Here is a 16,527-nt window from a genome sequence, read left to right as displayed (position 1 = left end):
GGCCGTTGATTCGTTCACGACATCAGCTCGAAAGGGCCGGCGCAGGGCAGGTGGTGGCAGGGGTCTGAGCCGACCAGGGGCCGCCCGAGGAGTGCGGGAGGCCGTGTCGATCAGCAGGGGCCGTGCGAGACCACCGGAGCCCGAAGAACCACCGGGCCGGAAGGACCACTGGGCCTGAGGGACCGGGCGGGAAGGACCGCCGGGCCTGAGGCACCAGGCCTGAAGGACCGTCGGGCGTGAAGAGGCACCGGGCGTGCGGGAACACCGGGCAGCTGTGGGCCCTGACCGGGCAACCCATTCGCGGAGGCCGAAGGGTCGGCGGAAGGAGGTCACAGCGCGAGGGGCGGTGCCGGCGGGGGCGCGGCCCGTGATGTGGGATGGCGCACGCGCTCGTTGGCCGGCCCCCCGGGGGTGTGGCAGCATGGCCCCATGACCGCCGCTGTCGTCCGCCGCTTCGTGGCCCGCCGCCACGTCGACTACGGCCGCGTGCGCAGCGCGATCTGTCCGGCCCACTGACGACGCCCGACCCATCCGTCTCGGGCGCGTAGTGCGCGCCGGCCGTTCCGACACCGTTGTCCTCGGCCCGTCCCACGGGTCGGCCGCCGCGCCCGCGTACCCACCGAGGCACAGCAGACAACGGAGGACGCCGCGATGGCGGTCAGCAGCACCCCGGCCCGCCCGGAGACCCCGGCGGCGCCCGCCGCCCGGGCAGCCCGTCGTCCGCGCGGCGAGGGGCAGTGGGCGCTCGGCCACCGCGAGCCGCTCAACGCCAACGAGCGGATCAAGAAGGACGACGACCCGCTGAACGTCCGGGCCCGGATCGAGAACATCTACGCCCACCGCGGCTTCGCCGCCATCGACCCGCAGGACCTGCGTGGCCGGTTCCGCTGGTGGGGCCTCTACACCCAGCGCAAGGCCGGCATCGACGGCGGCCGCACCGCGGTGCTGGAGCCGCACGAGCTGGAGGACGAGTTCTTCATGCTCCGGGTGCGGGTCGACGGTGGCCAGCTCAACCTGGCCCAGCTCCGGGTGATCGCCGACATCTCCCGGGAGTTCGCCCGCGACACCGCCGACATCACCGACCGGCAGAACATCCAGTACCACTGGATCCGGGTCGAGGACATGCCGGAGATCTGGCGTCGGCTGGAGTCCGTCGGCCTGCAGACCACCGAGGCGTGCGGTGACTGCCCGCGCATCGTGCTCGGGAGTCCGGTCGCCGGGGTGGCCCGGGACGAGGTGCTCGACCCGACCCCGGCGATCGACGAGATCGTCCGCCGGTACGTCGGCGACAAGGCGTACTCGAACCTGCCGCGCAAGTTCAAGACGACGATCTCCTGGCTGGTCGACACCCCGTACGAGGCGAACGACGTCGCCTTCCTCGGGGTCGACCATCCGGAGCACGGCCCCGGCTTCGACGTCTGGGTCGGCGGCGGCCTCTCCACCAACCCGATGTTGGCCAAGCGGCTGGGCGTCTGGGTGCCGCTGAACGAGGTGCCGGACGTGTGGGCCGGCGTGGTCGGCATCTTCCGCGACTACGGGTACCGCCGGCTGCGCAACCGGGCCCGGCTGAAGTTCCTGGTCGCAGACTGGGGCGTGGAGAAGTTCCGCGAGGTGCTGGAGAAGGAGTACCTGGGCCGGACCCTGCTCGACGGCCCGGCCCCGGAGCTGCCCGACAAGCCGGTCGACCACATCGGCGTGCACCGCCAGCGCGACGGCCGCAACTACGTCGGGGCCGCCCCGGTGGTCGGGCGGGTCTCCGGCAGTCAGCTCGCCCAGCTGGCCGACACGGTCGAGGCGCACGGCAGCGACCGGGTACGGCTCACCCCGTACCAGAAGCTGCTGGTGCTCGACGTGCCGCCGGAGCGGACGGAGTCCCTGGTCGACGCGCTGCGCGGGATCGGCCTGGAGGCCCGGCCGTCGGCCTGGCGGCGCGGCACCATGGCCTGCACCGGCATCGAGTTCTGCAAGCTGGCCATCGTCGAGACCAAGCGCCGCGGCGAGGAGCTGGTGGCCCGGCTGGAGGAGCGGCTGCGCGACTTCGACGCCGACATCTCCATCCACCTCAACGGCTGCCCGAACGCCTGCGCCCGCACCCAGGTCGCCGACATCGGTCTCAAGGGGCAGCTGGTGGTCGGCCCGGACGGCCGGCAGGTGGAGGGCTTCCAGGTGCACCTCGGCGGCGGGCTGGGCATGGCCCAGGGGCAGACCGCCGGCTTCGGGCGCAAGCTGCGCGGCCTGAAGACCACCGCCGAGGAGCTTCCGGAGTACGTGGAACGACTGGCCCGCCGCTACCTGGCCGGCCGGAGCGAGGGCGAGACGTTCGCCAACTGGGTGATCAGGGTCGACGAGGAGGAGCTTCGATGAGTAGCGAAACCCGTTCCGCGCCGCTGTACTGCCCGTACTGCGGCGAGGAGGACCTGCGGCCGAACGAGGCCGGGCACGGCGCCTGGGAGTGCCACGCCTGCGCCCGCGTCTTCACGGTGCGGTTCACCGGCCTGCTCGCCAAGGTGGTGGCCCGATGAGCCTGGTGTCCGCCGCGAACCTGGGCCTGGTCGGCGTCGGCGGCCCGAAGCCGGCCGAACCGGCCGGGCGTGACCCGGAGGAGCTGCGCGCGCTGGCCGAGCGGGCCGGCCGGGAGCTGGAGGGCGCCCCGGCGCTGGAGATCGCCCGCTGGGCGGCCGAGACCTTCGGCGACCGGTTCTGCGTGACCAGCTCGATGGCCGACGGGGTGCTGGCGCACCTGGTGTCCCGGGTCGCCCCCGGGGTGGACGTGGTCTTCCTCGACACCGGGCTGCACTTCCCGGAGACGCTGAAGGTGCGCGACGAGGTGGCCCGCCGGCTGCCGGTCAACGTCCGCTCGATCCGCCCCCGGCTGACCGTGGGCCAGCAGGACGGCGAGTACGGCCCCCGGCTGTTCAACCGCTCGCCCGACGACTGCTGCCAGTTGCGCAAGGTGGAGCCGCTGGAGCGGGCCCTGGCCGGGTACGACGCCTGGGCCGCCGGGCTGCGCCGGGACGAGTCGCCCACCCGGGCGAACACGCCGGTGGTGACCTTCGACGCCCGGCGCGGCAAGGTGAAGGTCAACCCGATCGCGGCCTGGACCCAGGCCGACGTGGACTCCTACATCTCCCGGTACGACATCCCGGTCAACGAGCTGTTCAGCCGCGGCTACGGCTCGATCGGCTGCTGGCCGTGCACCCGCCGCACCAGGGCGGGCGAGGACCCGCGGGCCGGCCGCTGGGCCATGTTCGAGAAGACCGAGTGCGGCCTGCACGTCTGACCGGACCGGTTCCCGGCGCGGGGCGGACCGCGCCGGGAACCGGCGGACCGGCCGTGCCGGTCGACGACCATTCGGGGTCGGCGCGGGGGATCCGGACCGGCCCGGCGCCGGGCGGCGGCCGCCCGCCGGTGGTGCTGGTGGCGCACGGCAGCCGGGATCCCCGGGCGGCGGAGGCGACCCGGGCGCTGGCCCGGGCGGTCGAGGCGGTCCGGCCCGGCACGGCCGTCCTGCCGAGCTGGCTGGACCACACCGCACCGGACCCGACGGTGGTGCTGCGCGGGCTGGCCGTGGCGGGGCACACCCGGGCGGTGCTGGTGCCGCTGCTGCTCACCGCCGCCTACCACCGGCGGGTGGACATCCCGGCGGCGGTGGTGGCGGCCCGCGACACGGCGCCGGAGCTGGCCGTACGCGTCACCGACGTGCTCGGCCCCGCCGACGGCACGGTCGACGCCGGGCTGCTGGCCGGGCTGCGGCGGCGGTTGGCGGAGGCGGAGCCGGACGGCTTCGACGCCCTGGTGCTGGCCGCGGCGGGCACCCGGGACGCCCGGGCGCGCGGCTCGGTGGGTCGGGTCGCCGCGGCACTCGCCGCCGAACTGCGGGTCCCCTGCACCGTCTCGTACGCCTCGGCGGCGCCGCCGACGACCGACGTGGCGGTGGCCCGGCTGCGCGCCGCCGGCGCCCGGCGGGTGGCCGTGGCGGCGTACTTCCTGGCGCCGGGGCTCTTCCACGACGGGGTGGTGACGGCGGCCCGCCGGGCCGGCGCGGTGGCGGTCAGCGGGCCGCTGACCGACGCGCCCGAGCTGGCCGAGCTGGTGCTGCGGCGGGTCGACGCGGTGCAGCGGTGGTGATCGGGTTCACCGGTCCGTTGATGATCGAACCGGGCGCCGTCCGGGTACCGGGGCAGCCGTGCGGCGTCCGGACAGCAGAACGCCCCGGCCGGTGGAACCCGGCCGGGGCGTACGGCTGTGTGATCGGTCAGGCGGAGTGAGCGCGCAGCACCCGGATGCCGCCGCGGCGCTTCACCGCGCGGCGCTCCTCTTCGCTCATCCCGCCCCAGACGCCGGCGTCCTGACCGGACTCCAGCGCCCACTGCAGGCAGTGGTCGGTCACCGGGCAGCGCCGGCAGACGGCCTTGGCCTGCTCCACCTGCAGGAGGGCCGGACCGGACGTCCCGATCGGGAAGAACAGCTCCGGGTCCTCGTCGCGGCAGACGGCATCGTGGCGCCAGTCCATGGCGGCAACACTCCTCATTCTGGATGGGTGGCAGATAACGCTGGTGCTTTTCTATATGCGTCCGCAGTGCCGGTCGTGACGGTTCGCGTCCGACTATTCGGCAGTGCGTGAGCAGGCTTGTGCAGTCCCTGGACCTGCTGGAACAGCTCAACCTGCCGAGCATATCCAGGCAATGTCCCGGTAACTCAAGTTCGCTTGTGAATACTTTCACGAACGCTGTCGATGTCAAGGGTGCCGCGAGGAAAAACTCCGCACGGTGAGCAAGCTCACGACCCCTTTGTCCGGATTTTAGGCGTCCCTGGTTACCCGGCGTACCACAGTCGAGGATCAATATAGTACACTGCGCGTGACATTGCTGACATTTCCGGCACCAACCCCTCGTTGTGGCGGCCACCGCGTCGTGCGGTGTAACGACCGTCAACCTAGGGCGTTACCCGAGACCTAGCAGATTACTCTCAGTGCGTCGGGAACGGATGTGAATCTAACTTTCTCCCGTTCGCCAAGGTAGTCGCCGTCGAGCTGGAACGCCTGCGGGCGAGCGCTGATCAGCGTGAACTCGGGCACGTCGTGCAGCCGGAGCACCTGCTTGCCGCGCGGATCGGGGTGCCGGGACAGAAACTGCGTCACGGTGCGTGTCGTGCTGGCCACCCGGAGCTGACGCAGTGCCATCACGTCGAGCCCCAGGTCGAACGAGGCCTCCGGATTCGGGTTGATCTCCCGCTCGCCCAGGTACGTCCACGGGGCGCAGTTCTGGATTATCACCGTCGCCAGCTCGGCCTCGGCCGCCTCACCGGGGCGCTCCAGGATGATCGCCGGGTGCCGCCGGTCGGAGCCGAGGAAGTACTGACTGAGCGTGGAGCGGAAGTAGAGCGCCGGGGTGGAGACGCGACCGCGTTTGCGGGCCTGCTCCACCCGGTGGATCACCGCCGCGTCCACTCCGAAGCCGGCGCAGAAGGTGAAGTAGCGGTCGTCGGCGCGGCCCAGCCCGATCGTGCGCGAGCGGCCCAGCCGCAGCCCTTCGAGGATCATGCTGGCGCCCTCCGGCCACTCCCGGGGCAGCCCCAGGGCGCGGGCGAAGACGTTTGTCGAGCCGCCCGGCACGGTGGCCAGCGCGGGCAGTCGCTCGGCGGGCGTACCGCCGGGGCGGGTGGCCGGCGGCGCGGCCGTCATCAGGCCGTTCACCACCTCGTTGACCGTCCCGTCGCCACCCAGCGTGACGACGACGTCGACCCCTTCGGCGACCGCCTCCCGGGCGATGTCCATCGCGTGACCCCGTCGCCGGGTGTACCGCACCGACAGGTCTACTTCGCTGCGCAGGGCCCGGACCAGGACGTCCCGGCTGCGCTCGCTGGTGGTGGTGGCCTTCGGATTGACCACCAGGACGGCCCGCATGGGCGGCACTGTACCCCGATCCGTCACGGGTATCGTGGCGCGCGTGACCATCGACTCCGGCCCGGTGCCCGACACGCTGCGCTGGGCGGTACGGCTGCTGCGCGGCGAGGCGGTCGCGCTGGCGCTGCTGGCCGTCTGGCTGATCTGGGCGGACCTGACCGCCACCAAGACCGATCTGGTGTCGGCACTCTTCGTGACCGGGTTCGCGTTCGCCGGCGCCGCCGCCCTCTGGGCGCTCGGCGCGGCGCTGGCCCGTCGTCGGGCCGGTGCCAGGGCGCCGGCGATGGTGCTCCAGTTGATGCTGCTGCCGGTCGGCTGGTTCATGATCTCCGGCGGCCTGGGATGGCTCGGCGTACCGCTGATGGTCCTCGGGGTCGGTGTCTGCGCGCTGCTGGTCAGCCCGCCCACGACGCGCGCCCTGGGCTTCCAGTGACCGCTGCGGGCCGTCCGGCGGGTGGCCGGCGCCGCCCGGCGGCTCAGTAGCCGGAGGAGCGGCGGGTCAGCAGCGAGATGGTGGCCCGGCCGTCGGCCGCGTCCGCGAAGGCGGCGGTGGTCAGCGCGGTGAGCACCTTCCAGGCGAACGAGGACTCCGACGGCAGCGTGGCGCCCCGCACGGTCGGCACGGTCACCTCGACGGTGAGCGCGTCCTCGGTGACCGAGAAGCGGCACTCCAGCTCGGCGTCGCGGGTGGCGATGGCGAGCAGCATGGCGCAGGCCTCGTCGACGGCGATGCGCAGATCCTCGATCTCGTCGAGGGCGAACTGGAGGCGGGCCGCGAGCCCCGCCGTGGCGGTGCGCAGCACGCCGAGGTAGCCGCCGTCGGCGGGCACCGTGAGGTGCACGACGTCGTCGTCGGTCGTCGGCTGGCCGGTCAGTTGAGTCACGCCTCATCCCCCCGGTCGGGGACTCTACCCCCTCAGGCCTCCGGCCGGGCGGGGGCCGAGGTCGACTGGGCGGCGAGCCCGTGCAGCGCCGGCCCGCTGAGCCGGTACGGCACCCACTCGTCGAGCTGCACCGCGCCGATGGAGGCGTAGAAGCGGGCCGCCGGATTCCAGTTGATCATCCACCACTCCAGCCGCTCGTAGCCCCGCTCCACGCAGATCGCGGCGAGCGCGGCGAGCAGCAGCCGGCCCGCGCCGGTGCCCCGGTGCTCGGGGCGGACGTACAGGTCCTCCAGGTAGACGCCGTGCACGCCGGCCCAGGTGGAGAAGTTGAGGAACCAGAGCGCGAACCCGACCGGCTCGTCCCGGTCGTCCACCGCGACGTGCCCGAACAGCGCCGGCGCGGGGCTACGACTACTCCAGCTCGGCGCGTCTGACGCCGCGCCGCGACCTGGAGCAGTCGCAAACAGGGCGGCGGTGAGCTGTTCCTCGGTCAGCCGACACTGGTCGGCGGCGCGCTCGTAGTCGGCGAGTTCGTGCACCATCGCGACGACGGCCGGCACGTCCTCGGGACGCGCCGGCCGGATCGTCGGTGCCGGGGAGGCCAGGGTCACGCCTTCTTGGTCTCCCAGAAGATCTTCGAGATCTCGTCGATCTTCTGCAGCAGCTCGTCGGCCTTGCTCGGGTCGGTCCCGCCCTTGGCGCCGGCCGCGCCGGCCATCTTGGTGGCCTCGTTGAAGAGCTGGTGCAGGTGCGGGTACTTCTCGAAATGGGCCGGCTTGAAGTAGTCGGTCCACAGCACCCAGAGGTGGTGCTTGACCAGCTCGGCGCGCTGCTCCTTGATGATGATGGCCCGGGTGCGGAACTCCGGGTCGGTGTTCGCCTGGTACTTCTCGCAGATCATTTTGACCGACTCGGCCTCGATCCGGGCCTGCGCCGGGTCGTAGACGCCGCACGGCAGGTCGCAGTGGGCGCTGGCGGTCAGACGGGGCGTAAGGATGCGGGGAAGTCGCATCTGGGTCCTCCACGGGATGTTTGCGATGATCCAAGCCGACATTACTCCTGGGGGCGTCCCCGGCAGGGACGGAGGGGAAACCTGGTGACGGTCGAGCGGGTCGATCCGCCGGCGCGGCTGCGCCGGTGGCTCACCGCCGTCGGCGTGAGCGGTCCGTCCATGGCGCCCACGTTGCGGCACGGGGACGCCGTACTGGTCCGTCGGGGCGGCCGGCCGGTCCGGCCGGGCGACGTCGTGGTCGCGGTCTTCCGGACCCGGCCGGAGCTGCTGGTGGTCAAGCGCGCGGTCCGTCGGCAGGACGGCGGCTGGTGGGTACGCGGCGACAACGAACTCGTCACCGACGACTCCCGGGCGTACGGGGTGGCCGACGTGCTCGGGCGGGTGGTGTGCCGGTACTGGCCCCGCCCCGGCCGGCTGCCACGCGACCCGTTATGACCCTGCTCACATCGGTGCACCCCCGGCGTGACTATGCTCGGAAAGTGCCCGGGTGACCCCCCGCACCGCGTGCCGCCGCCAGGCGCCTCACCTCGCGCCCGCGCCGGCCGCTCCGTCTGCTCGACAGATCCTGGAGTCACCATGTCTGCGTCCACCGTGGATCCCGCTGATCCCGTCTTCCGGTTGCACGTCGGCGGCAAGATGGCCGTCACCTCGACGGTCCCGCTGACCAGCCGGGAGGACCTCTCCCTCGCCTACACCCCGGGCGTCGCCCGGGTCTGCGAGGCGATCGCCGCCAACCCGGCCCTGGCCGACGACTACACGTGGGTGTCGCACACCGTCGCGGTCGTCACCGACGGCTCGGCCGTACTCGGCCTCGGCAACATCGGCCCGCGCGCCGCGTTGCCGGTGATGGAGGGCAAGGCGGTGCTGTTCAAGCAGTTCGCCGGCGTGGACGCGGTACCGATCTGCCTGGACACCCAGGACGTGGACGAGATCGTGGCGACGGTGACGGCGCTCGCCCCCTCCTTCGGCGGGATCAACCTGGAGGACATCAGCGCCCCCCGCTGCTTCGAGGTGGAGCGCCGGCTGGACGAGGCGCTGGCCATCCCGGTCTTCCACGACGACCAGCACGGCACCGCGATCGTCGTGCTGGCCGCGCTGCGCAACGCGGCGGCGCTACTCAACCGCAAGCTGGGCGACCTGCGGGTGGCGGTCAGCGGCGCCGGTGCGGCCGGGGTGGCGGTGACGAAGATGCTGGTCGCCGGCGGCGTGAACCCCGACCAGGTGGTGGTCTGCGACTCCAAGGGCATCATCGGCCGGCACCGCGACGGGCTGACCGGGACCAAGGCGGAGCTGGCGGAGTCCACCAACGCCGAGGGCCGCCAGGGTGACATCACCGAGGCGCTGCGCGGCGCGGACGTGCTGGTCGGCGTCTCCGGTGGGCAGATCCCCGAGGCGGCGATCGCCGGCATGGCGCCCGGCGGCATCGTCTTCGCGCTGGCCAATCCCACCCCCGAGGTGCACCCCGAGGTGGCCGCCCGGCACGTCGCGGTGGTGGCGACCGGCCGCAGCGACTACCCCAACCAGATCAACAACGTGCTGGCCTTCCCCGGCGTGTTCCGGGGCGCGCTGGACGCCCGGGCCACCCGGATCACCGAGGGGATGAAGGTGGCCGCGGCGGACGCGATCGCCGGGGTGGTGGCCGAGTCGCTCACCGCCGACGCGATCGTGCCCTCCCCGCTCGACCCCCGGGTGGCTCCCGCCGTGGCGGCGGCCGTCGCCGAGGCGGCCCGCCGCGACGGCGTCACCCGCGCCTGACCGCGCTCCGCCCACCGGGCGGGACACGCAGTTTCCGAGAAAGAGTGGCCTCCCGACGCCGGGAGGCGACTCTTTCTCTGAATGTGCGCCTTCTCGGAATGTGCGCCGGGGGCGTGACCGGGGGGCCGGGTTGTGGGGTAGGTCCTGGGTCGGGGGTGGTTCTCCTTGTTACGGTGCCGACCATGCGTGCCGCCTATGCCTCGAGCTTCGACACCGACAATCCGCTCGCCGCGTTGACCGTCGGCGAGCGTCCCGAGCCGACCCACCCGGAGGAAGACTGGGTGACCGTGCAGGTGCGGGCCAGCTCGCTCAACCACCACGACCTGTGGTCCCTGCGCGGGGTGGGCCTGGGCCCCGACCAGCTGCCGATGATCCTGGGCTGCGACGCGGTCGGCGCGGACCCGGACGGCAACGAGGTGGTCATCTACCCGGTGGTGCCCACCCCCGGTGACCCGCGCGGCGTCTCCATCCTCTCCGAGCACTTCGCCGGCACCCTCGCCGAGCGGGTGGCCGTACCCCGGGTGAACCTGATCCCGCTGCCGACGGGGCTGTCGGCGACCGACGCGGCCTGCCTGCCGACGGCCTGGCTGACCGCGTGGCGGATGCTGACCACCAAGGGCCGGATCGACGACGCCGAGTCGGTGCTGGTCCAGGGCGCGGGCGGTGGCGTGGCCACCGCGGCCGTCGCGCTCGCCGTGGGGCACGGCAAACGGGTGTACGCGACCAGCCGGGACGCCGGCAAGCGGGAGCGGATCGCGGCGCTCGGGGCGACCGCGCTGGAACCCGGCGCACGCCTGCCCGAGCGGGTCGACGTGGTGATCGAGACGGTCGGCGCGGCCACCTTCGACCACTCGCTGAAGTCCGCCGCCCCGCTGGCCCGGATCGTGGTCTCCGGGGCGACCGCCGGGCACGAGCCGAAGATCAACCTGCGCCGCGTCTTCGCCATGCAGCTGGAGATCCTCGGCACCTCCATGGGCACTCCGGACGAGCTGACCGACCTGCTGGCCTTCTGCGCCGAGCACGAGGTGCGCCCGGTGGTGGACAGCGTGGTGCCGTTCAGCAAGGTCGAGGACGCCTTCGCCCGCCTGCACTCCGGCGACGTCTTCGGCAAGGTCGTCATCGACCACACCGCCTGACCCCCCCAAAGCTTTCGGCACTTTCCGAGAAAGAGTGGCCATTCCGCGTCGGATGGCCACTCTTTCTCTGAAAGTGCCTCAGAGGTGGTCGTCGAGGGTGGCGAGGTTGCCGCGGGCGGCGTCGGCGGGGAGGCGGTTACGGGCCGCCGGGTCGCCGTAGAGGGTCCAGCGGAGGAACTCCAGCGTCGTGTCGGAGACCACCCGCAGCGCCGCGCCGTCGCTGAGCAGGGCCCGGCCGTGGTCGCCCTTCGGCAGGCTCAGCATCGCCTTCGGCCAGGGGACCGCGTCGTACACCGCCTTGCCGGCGGCGTAGTCGACCACCTCGTCGGCCTCGCCGTGCACGAAGAGCTGCGGCGCGGCGGCCCCGGCGAAGGCGGTGCCGACCCCGAGCGCGGTCCCGGCGAAGACCACCCCGGCGTCGAGGCGCTCGTCCCGGCCGGCGGTGAAGAGGCCGATGGTGGTCACCCCGCCGGCCGAGTGCCCGGCCGCGGCCACCCGGTCGGTGGCGAGCCGGCCGCGCAGCGGGTCGCCCGCCCTGCCGTCCAGCGCGAGCACCTTGTCCAGCGCGTACGAGACGTCGGCGGGTTGGTTGAGCACGTCGAGCACGTTGCCGTCGGCGCCCCGGCTGGTGTGCGGGAAGGTCGGCGCGGCCACCACGAACCCGGCCGCCGCCCAGCGGGTGAGCAGCTCCGCGTAGTCGTCCGGCCGGCCGTTCAGGCCGTGGCTGAACATCACCACCGGGAACCGCCCGTCCGCCACGTCCGCCCCCCGCTCCGGCGCGCCACCGGTCGCACCCCGGGCCGGGTACCAGAGGGTCACCGGCAGCGGGCGGTCACCGTCCCGGTTCAGCTTCACCTGGCGTACGCCGACGGCGAAGGTCTGCGCCGGCGCGGTGCCGGCGGGTACCCGAGGTGCCGGGGTGGTGGTCTTCGGCGGCGCCGGCGGGGCGGCCGGCCGGGCGGTCGGGGCGGGCGCCGCCGAGCAGCCGGCGAGGCCGACGGAGAGCAGCGCGGTGGCGAGCAGGACCGGGGTGGGGCGACGGGACATGAATCCGATTGTGCCCCGGTCACCAGGGTGTCCGGCCACCGTTGGACGCAGTGTGACCTGCGGTGGACCGTCGGTGGCCGGACCACCGGGCACCGGCGCTCAGGGACGCAGGCGGTCGTCGAGGGCGGTGACGCCCGGCCGGAGGGCGTCGGCCGGCAGGCGTCGGGCGGCCTCCCGGTCGTCGTAGAGCGTCCAGCGGAGGAAGTCCGTGGTGGTGGCGAGCACCTGGTCGAAGCCGGGGCGGCCCGGGGTCAGGTACTCGCCGTGCCCCTGCCCGAGCACGCTCAGGAAGGCCGCCGGCGCGCCGGCCCGGTCGTACGCGGCCCGACCGACGCCCAGCGGCACCACCGGGTCCGCGGTGCCGTGCACGAAGAGCAGGGGAGCTGCCGGCCCGGCGAAGCTGCCGGCCAGCCCGCCGCCGGCGATCACGATTCCGGCGCGGAGCCGGGCGGAGTGTCCCGAGGTGAACATGCCGGCGGTGGTGAAGCCGCCCGCCGAGTGGCCGGCGGCGGCGACCCGGCCGACGTCCAGGTGCCCGGCGAGCGGGTCCGCCCGCCCCGCGTCGAGCCGCGCCAGGTGCCGCACCAGTCGCCAACCGTCCGCCGGCTGGTTCCTGACGTCGGCCCGGGTGAACGTCCGGGCCCGCAGGTTGGTGTGCGGGTACGTCGGCGCGGCCACCACGAAGCCGGCCGCCGCCCAGCGGGTGGTCAGCCCGGCGTGCAGCTCGGGCAGGCTCCGCAGGCCGTGGCTGTAGACCACCACCGGGAACCGTCCCGGGGCGACCCGCCCGTTCTCGGCCGGGTACCAGAGCGTCACGGGCAGCGGCCGGGGCCCGGTCGGGTCGATGGTGAGGGTGCGTACCGCGACCGGGTGGAGCCGGTCCGGGGCGTGCCCGGCCGGCGGCGGCCCGCCGACCGCGGCGGTGGCCGGTGCGCAGCCCGCCAGCAGCGCCGTGATCAGCGCGACGACCGACCTCGGCACCCCCATCCCTTGACGGTAGGGGGCCGGCGACCCACCCCGGCCCCACCGTCCGGACCGGGGGCCGCCCGCCGCCCGGCCGGTTCCCGTCCACCGCTCGGTTCGCAAGCGTCACCCTGGGCTCGGCGGGACCGTGCGGGGTGCGCGGTTTCGCTAGGGTCTGCGGCATGTCTGACGAGTACGTGGACCCCAGCGGCAACACCGAGCAGTTCCGCGCCTTCGCCCACTCGGAGGCCGCCGCGCCCGTCGAGGTGGCGTCCCGCCTGCCGCTGATCGCCGGCGCGGCCGCGGTCGCGGTGCTGCTGGTCGCCGTCGCCGGCTGGCTGGCCCTGGGCTGAGCCGCCGCCGACCCGGTTCCCCTCAGCCGGCGGTCGCCGCCACCACGCGGGCCTCCCGGGCGATCTCCCGCTCCTCGTCGGTGCCGATCACGCAGACGCTGACCTCGGCGCCGTCGGGCGAGATCACCCGGTCGCCGGCGCCGGCGTTGCGCGCCGGGTCCACGGCGATGCCCAGCCGGTCCAGCCCGGCCAGCGCCGCGGCCCGGACGTCGGCGGAGTGCTCTCCCACACCGGCGGTGAAGGTGACCGCGTCGACCCGGCCGAGCAGGGCGTAGTAGGCCCCGACGTACCCGGTGATCCGGCGGCAGTAGACGTCGAAGGCCAGCGCGGCGGCCGAGTCCCCGGCGGCCCGCCGGTGGAGCACCTCGCGCATGTCGTTCGCGCCGGTCAGGCCGAGCAGGCCGCTGCGGTGGTTGAGCAGGTCGTCGATCTCGTCCACCCCCAACCCGCCCTCCCGGCGCAGGTGGAAGATGACCGTCGGGTCCAGGTCACCGCTGCGGGTGCCCATCACCAGGCCCTCCAGCGGCGACATCCCCATCGAGGTGGCCACGCTGCGCCCGCCGGAGACCGCGCAGGCGCTGGCCCCGTTGCCCAGGTGCAGGGTGATCGTGTGCAGCGCCTCGTACGGCCGGCCGAGCAGCTCCGCCGTGCGCCGCGAGACGTACGCGTGCGAGGTGCCGTGGAAGCCGTACCGGCGGACCCCGTAGCGCTCGGCGACGTCCCGGTCGATGGCGTAGGTGGCGGCGGCCTCGGGCAGCGAATGGTGGAAGGCGGTGTCGAAGACGGCGACCTGGGGCACGTCGGGCAGCACCTCCCGGGCCACCTCGATCCCGGCCAGGTTGGCCGGGTTGTGCAGCGGCGCGAGCGGCACCAGCTCCCGGATCGCGGCGAGGACCGCGTCGTCGATCAGCACCGGTTCGCTGAACCGCCGGCCGCCGTGCACCACCCGGTGCCCGACCGCGCCCAGCCCGGCCAGCTCGAGTCGGTCCACGATCTGCCGGACGGCGGTGGCGTGGTCGACCGGCCCGCCCCCGGGCTCGCCGACCCGCTCCACGGTGCCGGAGTCCCGGACCGTCTCGCCGTCGTAGAGCCGGTACTTCACCGACGAGGAACCGCAGTTGAGAACCAGTACCCGGTCGGTCATGACGCCTCCGCGGCGGCCTGGATGGCGGTGATCGCCACGGTGTTGACGATGTCGGCGACCGTCGCGCCCCGGGACAGGTCGTTGACCGGCCGGCGCAGTCCCTGCATCACCGGGCCGACCGCGACCGCGCCCGCCGAGCGCTGCACCGCCTTGTACGTGTTGTTGCCGGTGTTCAGGTCCGGGAAGATGAAGACCGTCGCCCGGCCGGCCACCGTGCTCTGCGGCAGCTTCGTCGCCGCGACCTGCGGATCGATCGCCGCGTCGTACTGGATCGGGCCCTCCACCAGCAGCTCCGGGCGGCGCTCGCGGACCAGCTTGGTGGCCGCCGCGACCTTCTCCACGTCCGCGCCGGCCCCCGAGTCGCCGGTGGAGTACGACAGCATCGCCACCCGGGGCTCGATGCCGAACCGGGCGGCGGTGTCGGCCGACGACATGGCGATGTCGGCGAGCTGGGCGGCGTCCGGGTCGGGGTTGACCGCGCAGTCGCCGTAGACCAGCACCCGGTCGGCGAGCAGCATGAAGAAGACGCTGGAGGCCACCGAGACCCCGGGCACCGTCCGGATGATCTCGAACGCCGGGCGGATGGTCGCCGCCGTGGTGTGGGTGGCCCCGGAGACCATGCCGTCGGCGTGGCCGGTGGCCACCATCATCGTGCCGAAGTAGTTGGGCCGGGCCACGACGTCGTGCGCCAGCTCGACCGTGACGCCGCGGTGGGCGCGCAGCCGCGCGTACTCGACGGCGAACTCGTCGCGCCACGCGTTGGTGACGGGGTCGACGACGTCGGCGCCGGTGATGTCGATGCCGAGCTCCCGGGTGCGGCGGGCGATGTCGTCCGGGCGGCCGAGCAGGGTCAGGTCGGCCACGCCCCGCCGGAGCAGCACCTCCGCCGCCCGCAGGATGCGCTCCTCCGCCCCCTCGGGCAGCACCAGCCGGCGGCGGGTGGCCCGGGCCCGGTCGATCAGGTCGTACTCGAACATCAGCGGCGTGACCCGCTCGGACCGGCTGACCCGCAGCCGGCGGGCCAGGTCGACGGTGTCCACGTTGCCCTCGAACGCGCCGAGCGCCGCCTCCACCTTGCGCGGGTTGGCCGGGCTCGGGCGCCCCTCGATCCGGCTGGACGCGGCCACCGTGTCGTAGCTGTCGCTGGACACCGAGAGCACCGCCAGCCCGGTGTTGAGCCCCTCAACCAGCCGCATCGCCCGGGGATCGGGCTGCTCGCCCAGGGTGAGCACCAACCCGGCCACCGAGACCTGCCCGGCGACGTGCGCGGCGCTGGCCGCGACCAGCAGGTCCGCCCGGTCGCCCGGGGTGATCACCAGCGCCCCCTCGGTGAGATGGTCGAGCAGGGTGGGCACGTGCGCGGCGCCCACCACGTAGTCGAGCACGTCGCGGTCCAGCGCGGCGTCGTCCCCGGCGAGCAGGGTGGCGCCGAGCGCCGCCGCCACCTCGGCCACCGTCGGCGCCGAAACGGTCGGCACCTCCGGGATGGCGTACGCGGGGACGGGCAGCTCCGGCAGGGTCATCGGTCCGGGCACCCGGTTGGCGATCACCGCCAGCACCGTCGCGCCCAGGTCCTCCAGATCGTGGTACGCCCCACGCGCCGCCGCCGCGATCGCCTCCGGCTCCTGCCCGAAGCCGTCGATCACCGGCACCACCACGCTGCCGAACTCGGTGGCCAGTCGGGCGTTGAAGGCCAGCTCGCGGGGGCCCGCGCCGTCGCCGCCGTCGGCGAAGTCGCTGCCCACCACGACCACGGCCGGGCAGCGTCGCTCGACGCTGCGGTAGCGCTCGACGATCCGGGAGATCAGCTCCTCCCGGCGGCCGTCGGCGACCAGCGCGCTCGCCTCGGCGTAGGTCGCGCCGGTCAGCTCATGCTGCGGCAGGTCCACCCGGTAGCGGTCGACCAGCAGGGCGAGGATCGGGTCGGCGCCGGTGTCGGCGACCAGCGGCCGGAACGCGCCGATCCGCTCGACCTGTCGGGAGAGGAGTTCCGCGAGGCCGAGGGCGATGGTCGACTTCCCCCCGCCGGACCCCACGCTGGTCAGGTAGACGCTGCGGGCCACGCCCCCACCCTAGGAGATCACGCGCTCCCGCGCCCGGGACCTCCGTCCCACCCACCCGGGCCGGACGCCGATGGTCCCGGGGTTACTCGTCGTCCTCGTCGTCGAGGCGGGCCAGGTAGGTGGCGAAGCGTTCGATCGGGGTCTCGAACTCGGGGTTCAGGTCGACGAAGTCGCGCAGGCGCTCGGCGAGCCACTCGATGCTGACCTGCTCGTCGGCCCGGCGCTCGACGAGTTCCTCGATGCCACGGTCGGTGAAGTACATCCG

The 16,527-nt window shown here is 73.8% G+C and carries 19 protein-coding genes; 9 read left to right on the top strand and 10 right to left on the bottom strand.

The window, feature by feature from the left end; genetic code table 11:
* The first annotated feature begins 651 nt into the window (after positions 1–651).
* From V6U89_RS03375 to V6U89_RS03360, 4 genes are all read left to right on the top strand, one after another.
* Positions 652–2,364 (top strand): nitrite/sulfite reductase, encoded by a 1,713-nt coding sequence (locus V6U89_RS03375; RefSeq protein WP_334569115.1) that lies wholly within the window; start codon positions 652–654, stop codon positions 2,362–2,364.
* A complete protein-coding gene (locus tag V6U89_RS03370) occupies positions 2,361–2,522 on the top strand; it encodes a hypothetical protein (protein WP_170285433.1) in 162 nt (53 codons plus the stop codon). The genes V6U89_RS03375 and V6U89_RS03370 overlap by 4 nt, the downstream gene beginning before the upstream one ends.
* Positions 2,519–3,280 carry a phosphoadenylyl-sulfate reductase gene (locus V6U89_RS03365; protein WP_334569114.1) on the top strand — a complete coding sequence of 254 codons (762 nt, stop codon included), beginning with the start codon at positions 2,519–2,521 and terminating at the stop codon, positions 3,278–3,280. Before V6U89_RS03370 ends, V6U89_RS03365 begins: the two co-directional genes overlap by 4 nt.
* 89 nt (positions 3,281–3,369) lie before the next feature.
* A complete protein-coding gene (locus V6U89_RS03360) occupies positions 3,370–4,128 on the top strand; it encodes a sirohydrochlorin chelatase (protein ID WP_334569407.1) in 759 nt (252 codons plus the stop codon).
* Between the two features lie 127 nt (positions 4,129–4,255).
* Here V6U89_RS03360 and V6U89_RS03355 read toward each other — a convergent pair whose 3' ends face one another.
* Together V6U89_RS03355 and V6U89_RS03350 are read right to left on the bottom strand one after the other, a co-directional pair.
* The gene (locus V6U89_RS03355; RefSeq protein WP_088960482.1) at positions 4,256–4,513 is read right to left on the bottom strand and encodes a WhiB family transcriptional regulator; all 258 of its coding nucleotides are present in this window, start codon (positions 4,511–4,513) and stop codon (positions 4,256–4,258) included.
* A gap of 441 nt (positions 4,514–4,954) precedes the next feature.
* Positions 4,955–5,905 carry a diacylglycerol/lipid kinase family protein gene (locus V6U89_RS03350; protein WP_334569113.1) on the bottom strand — a complete coding sequence of 317 codons (951 nt, stop codon included), beginning with the start codon at positions 5,903–5,905 and terminating at the stop codon, positions 4,955–4,957.
* A gap of 43 nt (positions 5,906–5,948) precedes the next feature.
* On the opposite strand from V6U89_RS03350, the gene V6U89_RS03345 reads away from it, so the two are divergent.
* A complete protein-coding gene (locus V6U89_RS03345) occupies positions 5,949–6,338 on the top strand; it encodes a hypothetical protein (protein WP_334569112.1) in 390 nt (129 codons plus the stop codon).
* A 43-nt stretch (positions 6,339–6,381) separates the two neighbouring features.
* Here the strand turns inward: V6U89_RS03345 and V6U89_RS03340 are convergent, their stop codons facing one another.
* The 3 genes from V6U89_RS03340 to sodN all read right to left on the bottom strand — a co-directional run bounded on the left by V6U89_RS03340 (position 6,382) and on the right by sodN (position 7,801).
* The gene (locus V6U89_RS03340; RefSeq protein ID WP_154942188.1) at positions 6,382–6,789 is read right to left on the bottom strand and encodes an ATP-binding protein; all 408 of its coding nucleotides are present in this window, start codon (positions 6,787–6,789) and stop codon (positions 6,382–6,384) included.
* 32 nt (positions 6,790–6,821) lie between these two features.
* Positions 6,822–7,331, bottom strand: a complete 510-nt coding sequence (locus V6U89_RS03335) for a GNAT family N-acetyltransferase (protein ID WP_334569406.1) — start codon at positions 7,329–7,331, stop codon at positions 6,822–6,824.
* 65 nt (positions 7,332–7,396) lie between these two features.
* Positions 7,397–7,801 carry a superoxide dismutase, Ni gene (gene sodN, locus V6U89_RS03330; protein ID WP_334569111.1) on the bottom strand — a complete coding sequence of 135 codons (405 nt, stop codon included), beginning with the start codon at positions 7,799–7,801 and terminating at the stop codon, positions 7,397–7,399.
* An 84-nt stretch (positions 7,802–7,885) separates the two neighbouring features.
* Between sodN and V6U89_RS03325 the strand changes: the two genes are divergently transcribed.
* The 3 genes from V6U89_RS03325 (at position 7,886) to V6U89_RS03315 (ending at position 10,692) form a co-directional block, all read left to right on the top strand.
* Positions 7,886–8,236, top strand: coding sequence for a S26 family signal peptidase (locus V6U89_RS03325; RefSeq protein WP_334569110.1), 351 nt, complete (start codon positions 7,886–7,888; stop codon positions 8,234–8,236).
* Between the two features lie 141 nt (positions 8,237–8,377).
* On the top strand, positions 8,378–9,556 hold the full coding sequence (locus V6U89_RS03320) for an NAD(P)-dependent malic enzyme (RefSeq protein WP_334569109.1): 1,179 nt from the start codon (positions 8,378–8,380) through the stop codon (positions 9,554–9,556).
* A 173-nt stretch (positions 9,557–9,729) separates the two neighbouring features.
* Positions 9,730–10,692 (top strand): zinc-binding dehydrogenase, encoded by a 963-nt coding sequence (locus tag V6U89_RS03315; RefSeq protein ID WP_334569108.1) that lies wholly within the window; start codon positions 9,730–9,732, stop codon positions 10,690–10,692.
* A gap of 78 nt (positions 10,693–10,770) precedes the next feature.
* Here the strand turns inward: V6U89_RS03315 and V6U89_RS03310 are convergent, their stop codons facing one another.
* Both V6U89_RS03310 and V6U89_RS03305 read right to left on the bottom strand, forming a co-directional pair.
* Entirely contained in the window at positions 10,771–11,739 is a 969-nt protein-coding gene (locus V6U89_RS03310) for an alpha/beta hydrolase family protein (protein WP_334569107.1), read from the bottom strand.
* A gap of 99 nt (positions 11,740–11,838) precedes the next feature.
* Positions 11,839–12,726 carry an alpha/beta hydrolase family protein gene (locus V6U89_RS03305; RefSeq protein ID WP_334569106.1) on the bottom strand — a complete coding sequence of 296 codons (888 nt, stop codon included), beginning with the start codon at positions 12,724–12,726 and terminating at the stop codon, positions 11,839–11,841.
* Between the two features lie 158 nt (positions 12,727–12,884).
* Here V6U89_RS03305 and V6U89_RS03300 point away from each other — a divergent pair, with 158 nt between their 5' ends.
* Positions 12,885–13,055, top strand: coding sequence for a hypothetical protein (locus V6U89_RS03300; protein ID WP_334569105.1), 171 nt, complete (start codon positions 12,885–12,887; stop codon positions 13,053–13,055).
* A gap of 22 nt (positions 13,056–13,077) precedes the next feature.
* Here V6U89_RS03300 and V6U89_RS03295 read toward each other — a convergent pair whose 3' ends face one another.
* From V6U89_RS03295 to V6U89_RS03285, 3 genes are all read right to left on the bottom strand, one after another.
* A complete protein-coding gene (locus tag V6U89_RS03295) occupies positions 13,078–14,199 on the bottom strand; it encodes an acetate/propionate family kinase (RefSeq protein ID WP_334569104.1) in 1,122 nt (373 codons plus the stop codon).
* Positions 14,196–16,262, bottom strand: coding sequence for a phosphate acetyltransferase (gene pta, locus V6U89_RS03290; protein ID WP_334569103.1), 2,067 nt, complete (start codon positions 16,260–16,262; stop codon positions 14,196–14,198). The genes V6U89_RS03295 and pta overlap by 4 nt, the downstream gene beginning before the upstream one ends.
* 82 nt (positions 16,263–16,344) lie before the next feature.
* Entirely contained in the window at positions 16,345–16,524 is a 180-nt protein-coding gene (locus tag V6U89_RS03285; RefSeq protein ID WP_088960493.1) for a DUF6104 family protein, read from the bottom strand.
* Positions 16,525–16,527: the final 3 nt, after the last annotated feature.

Source organism: Micromonospora sp. CPCC 206171, assembly GCF_036906755.1.
Lineage (GTDB): Bacteria > Actinomycetota > Actinomycetes > Mycobacteriales > Micromonosporaceae > Micromonospora > Micromonospora purpureochromogenes.
Note: the sequence above shows the minus strand (reverse complement) of the source record. Positions and strands in the feature narration are given on the sequence as shown.

Excerpts from the sequence above, each read along its gene's own strand:
- V6U89_RS03375 (WP_334569115.1), top strand. The coding sequence starts at position 652 with ATGGCGGTCAGCAGCACCCCGGCCCGCCCGGAGACCCCGGCGGCGCCC.
- V6U89_RS03320 (WP_334569109.1), top strand. The coding sequence starts at position 8,378 with ATGTCTGCGTCCACCGTGGATCCCGCTGATCCCGTCTTCCGGTTGCAC.
- V6U89_RS03295 (WP_334569104.1), bottom strand. The coding sequence starts at position 14,199 with ATGACCGACCGGGTACTGGTTCTCAACTGCGGTTCCTCGTCGGTGAAG.
- V6U89_RS03335 (WP_334569406.1), bottom strand. The coding sequence starts at position 7,331 with ATGGTGCACGAACTCGCCGACTACGAGCGCGCCGCCGACCAGTGTCGG.
- V6U89_RS03370 (WP_170285433.1), top strand. The coding sequence starts at position 2,361 with ATGAGTAGCGAAACCCGTTCCGCGCCGCTGTACTGCCCGTACTGCGGC.
- V6U89_RS03355 (WP_088960482.1), bottom strand. The coding sequence starts at position 4,513 with ATGGACTGGCGCCACGATGCCGTCTGCCGCGACGAGGACCCGGAGCTG.
- sodN (WP_334569111.1), bottom strand. The coding sequence starts at position 7,801 with ATGCGACTTCCCCGCATCCTTACGCCCCGTCTGACCGCCAGCGCCCAC.
- V6U89_RS03365 (WP_334569114.1), top strand. The coding sequence starts at position 2,519 with ATGAGCCTGGTGTCCGCCGCGAACCTGGGCCTGGTCGGCGTCGGCGGC.
- V6U89_RS03300 (WP_334569105.1), top strand. The coding sequence starts at position 12,885 with ATGTCTGACGAGTACGTGGACCCCAGCGGCAACACCGAGCAGTTCCGC.
- V6U89_RS03305 (WP_334569106.1), bottom strand. The coding sequence starts at position 12,726 with ATGGGGGTGCCGAGGTCGGTCGTCGCGCTGATCACGGCGCTGCTGGCG.
- V6U89_RS03350 (WP_334569113.1), bottom strand. The coding sequence starts at position 5,905 with ATGCGGGCCGTCCTGGTGGTCAATCCGAAGGCCACCACCACCAGCGAG.
- V6U89_RS03310 (WP_334569107.1), bottom strand. The coding sequence starts at position 11,739 with ATGTCCCGTCGCCCCACCCCGGTCCTGCTCGCCACCGCGCTGCTCTCC.
- V6U89_RS03285 (WP_088960493.1), bottom strand. The coding sequence starts at position 16,524 with ATGTACTTCACCGACCGTGGCATCGAGGAACTCGTCGAGCGCCGGGCC.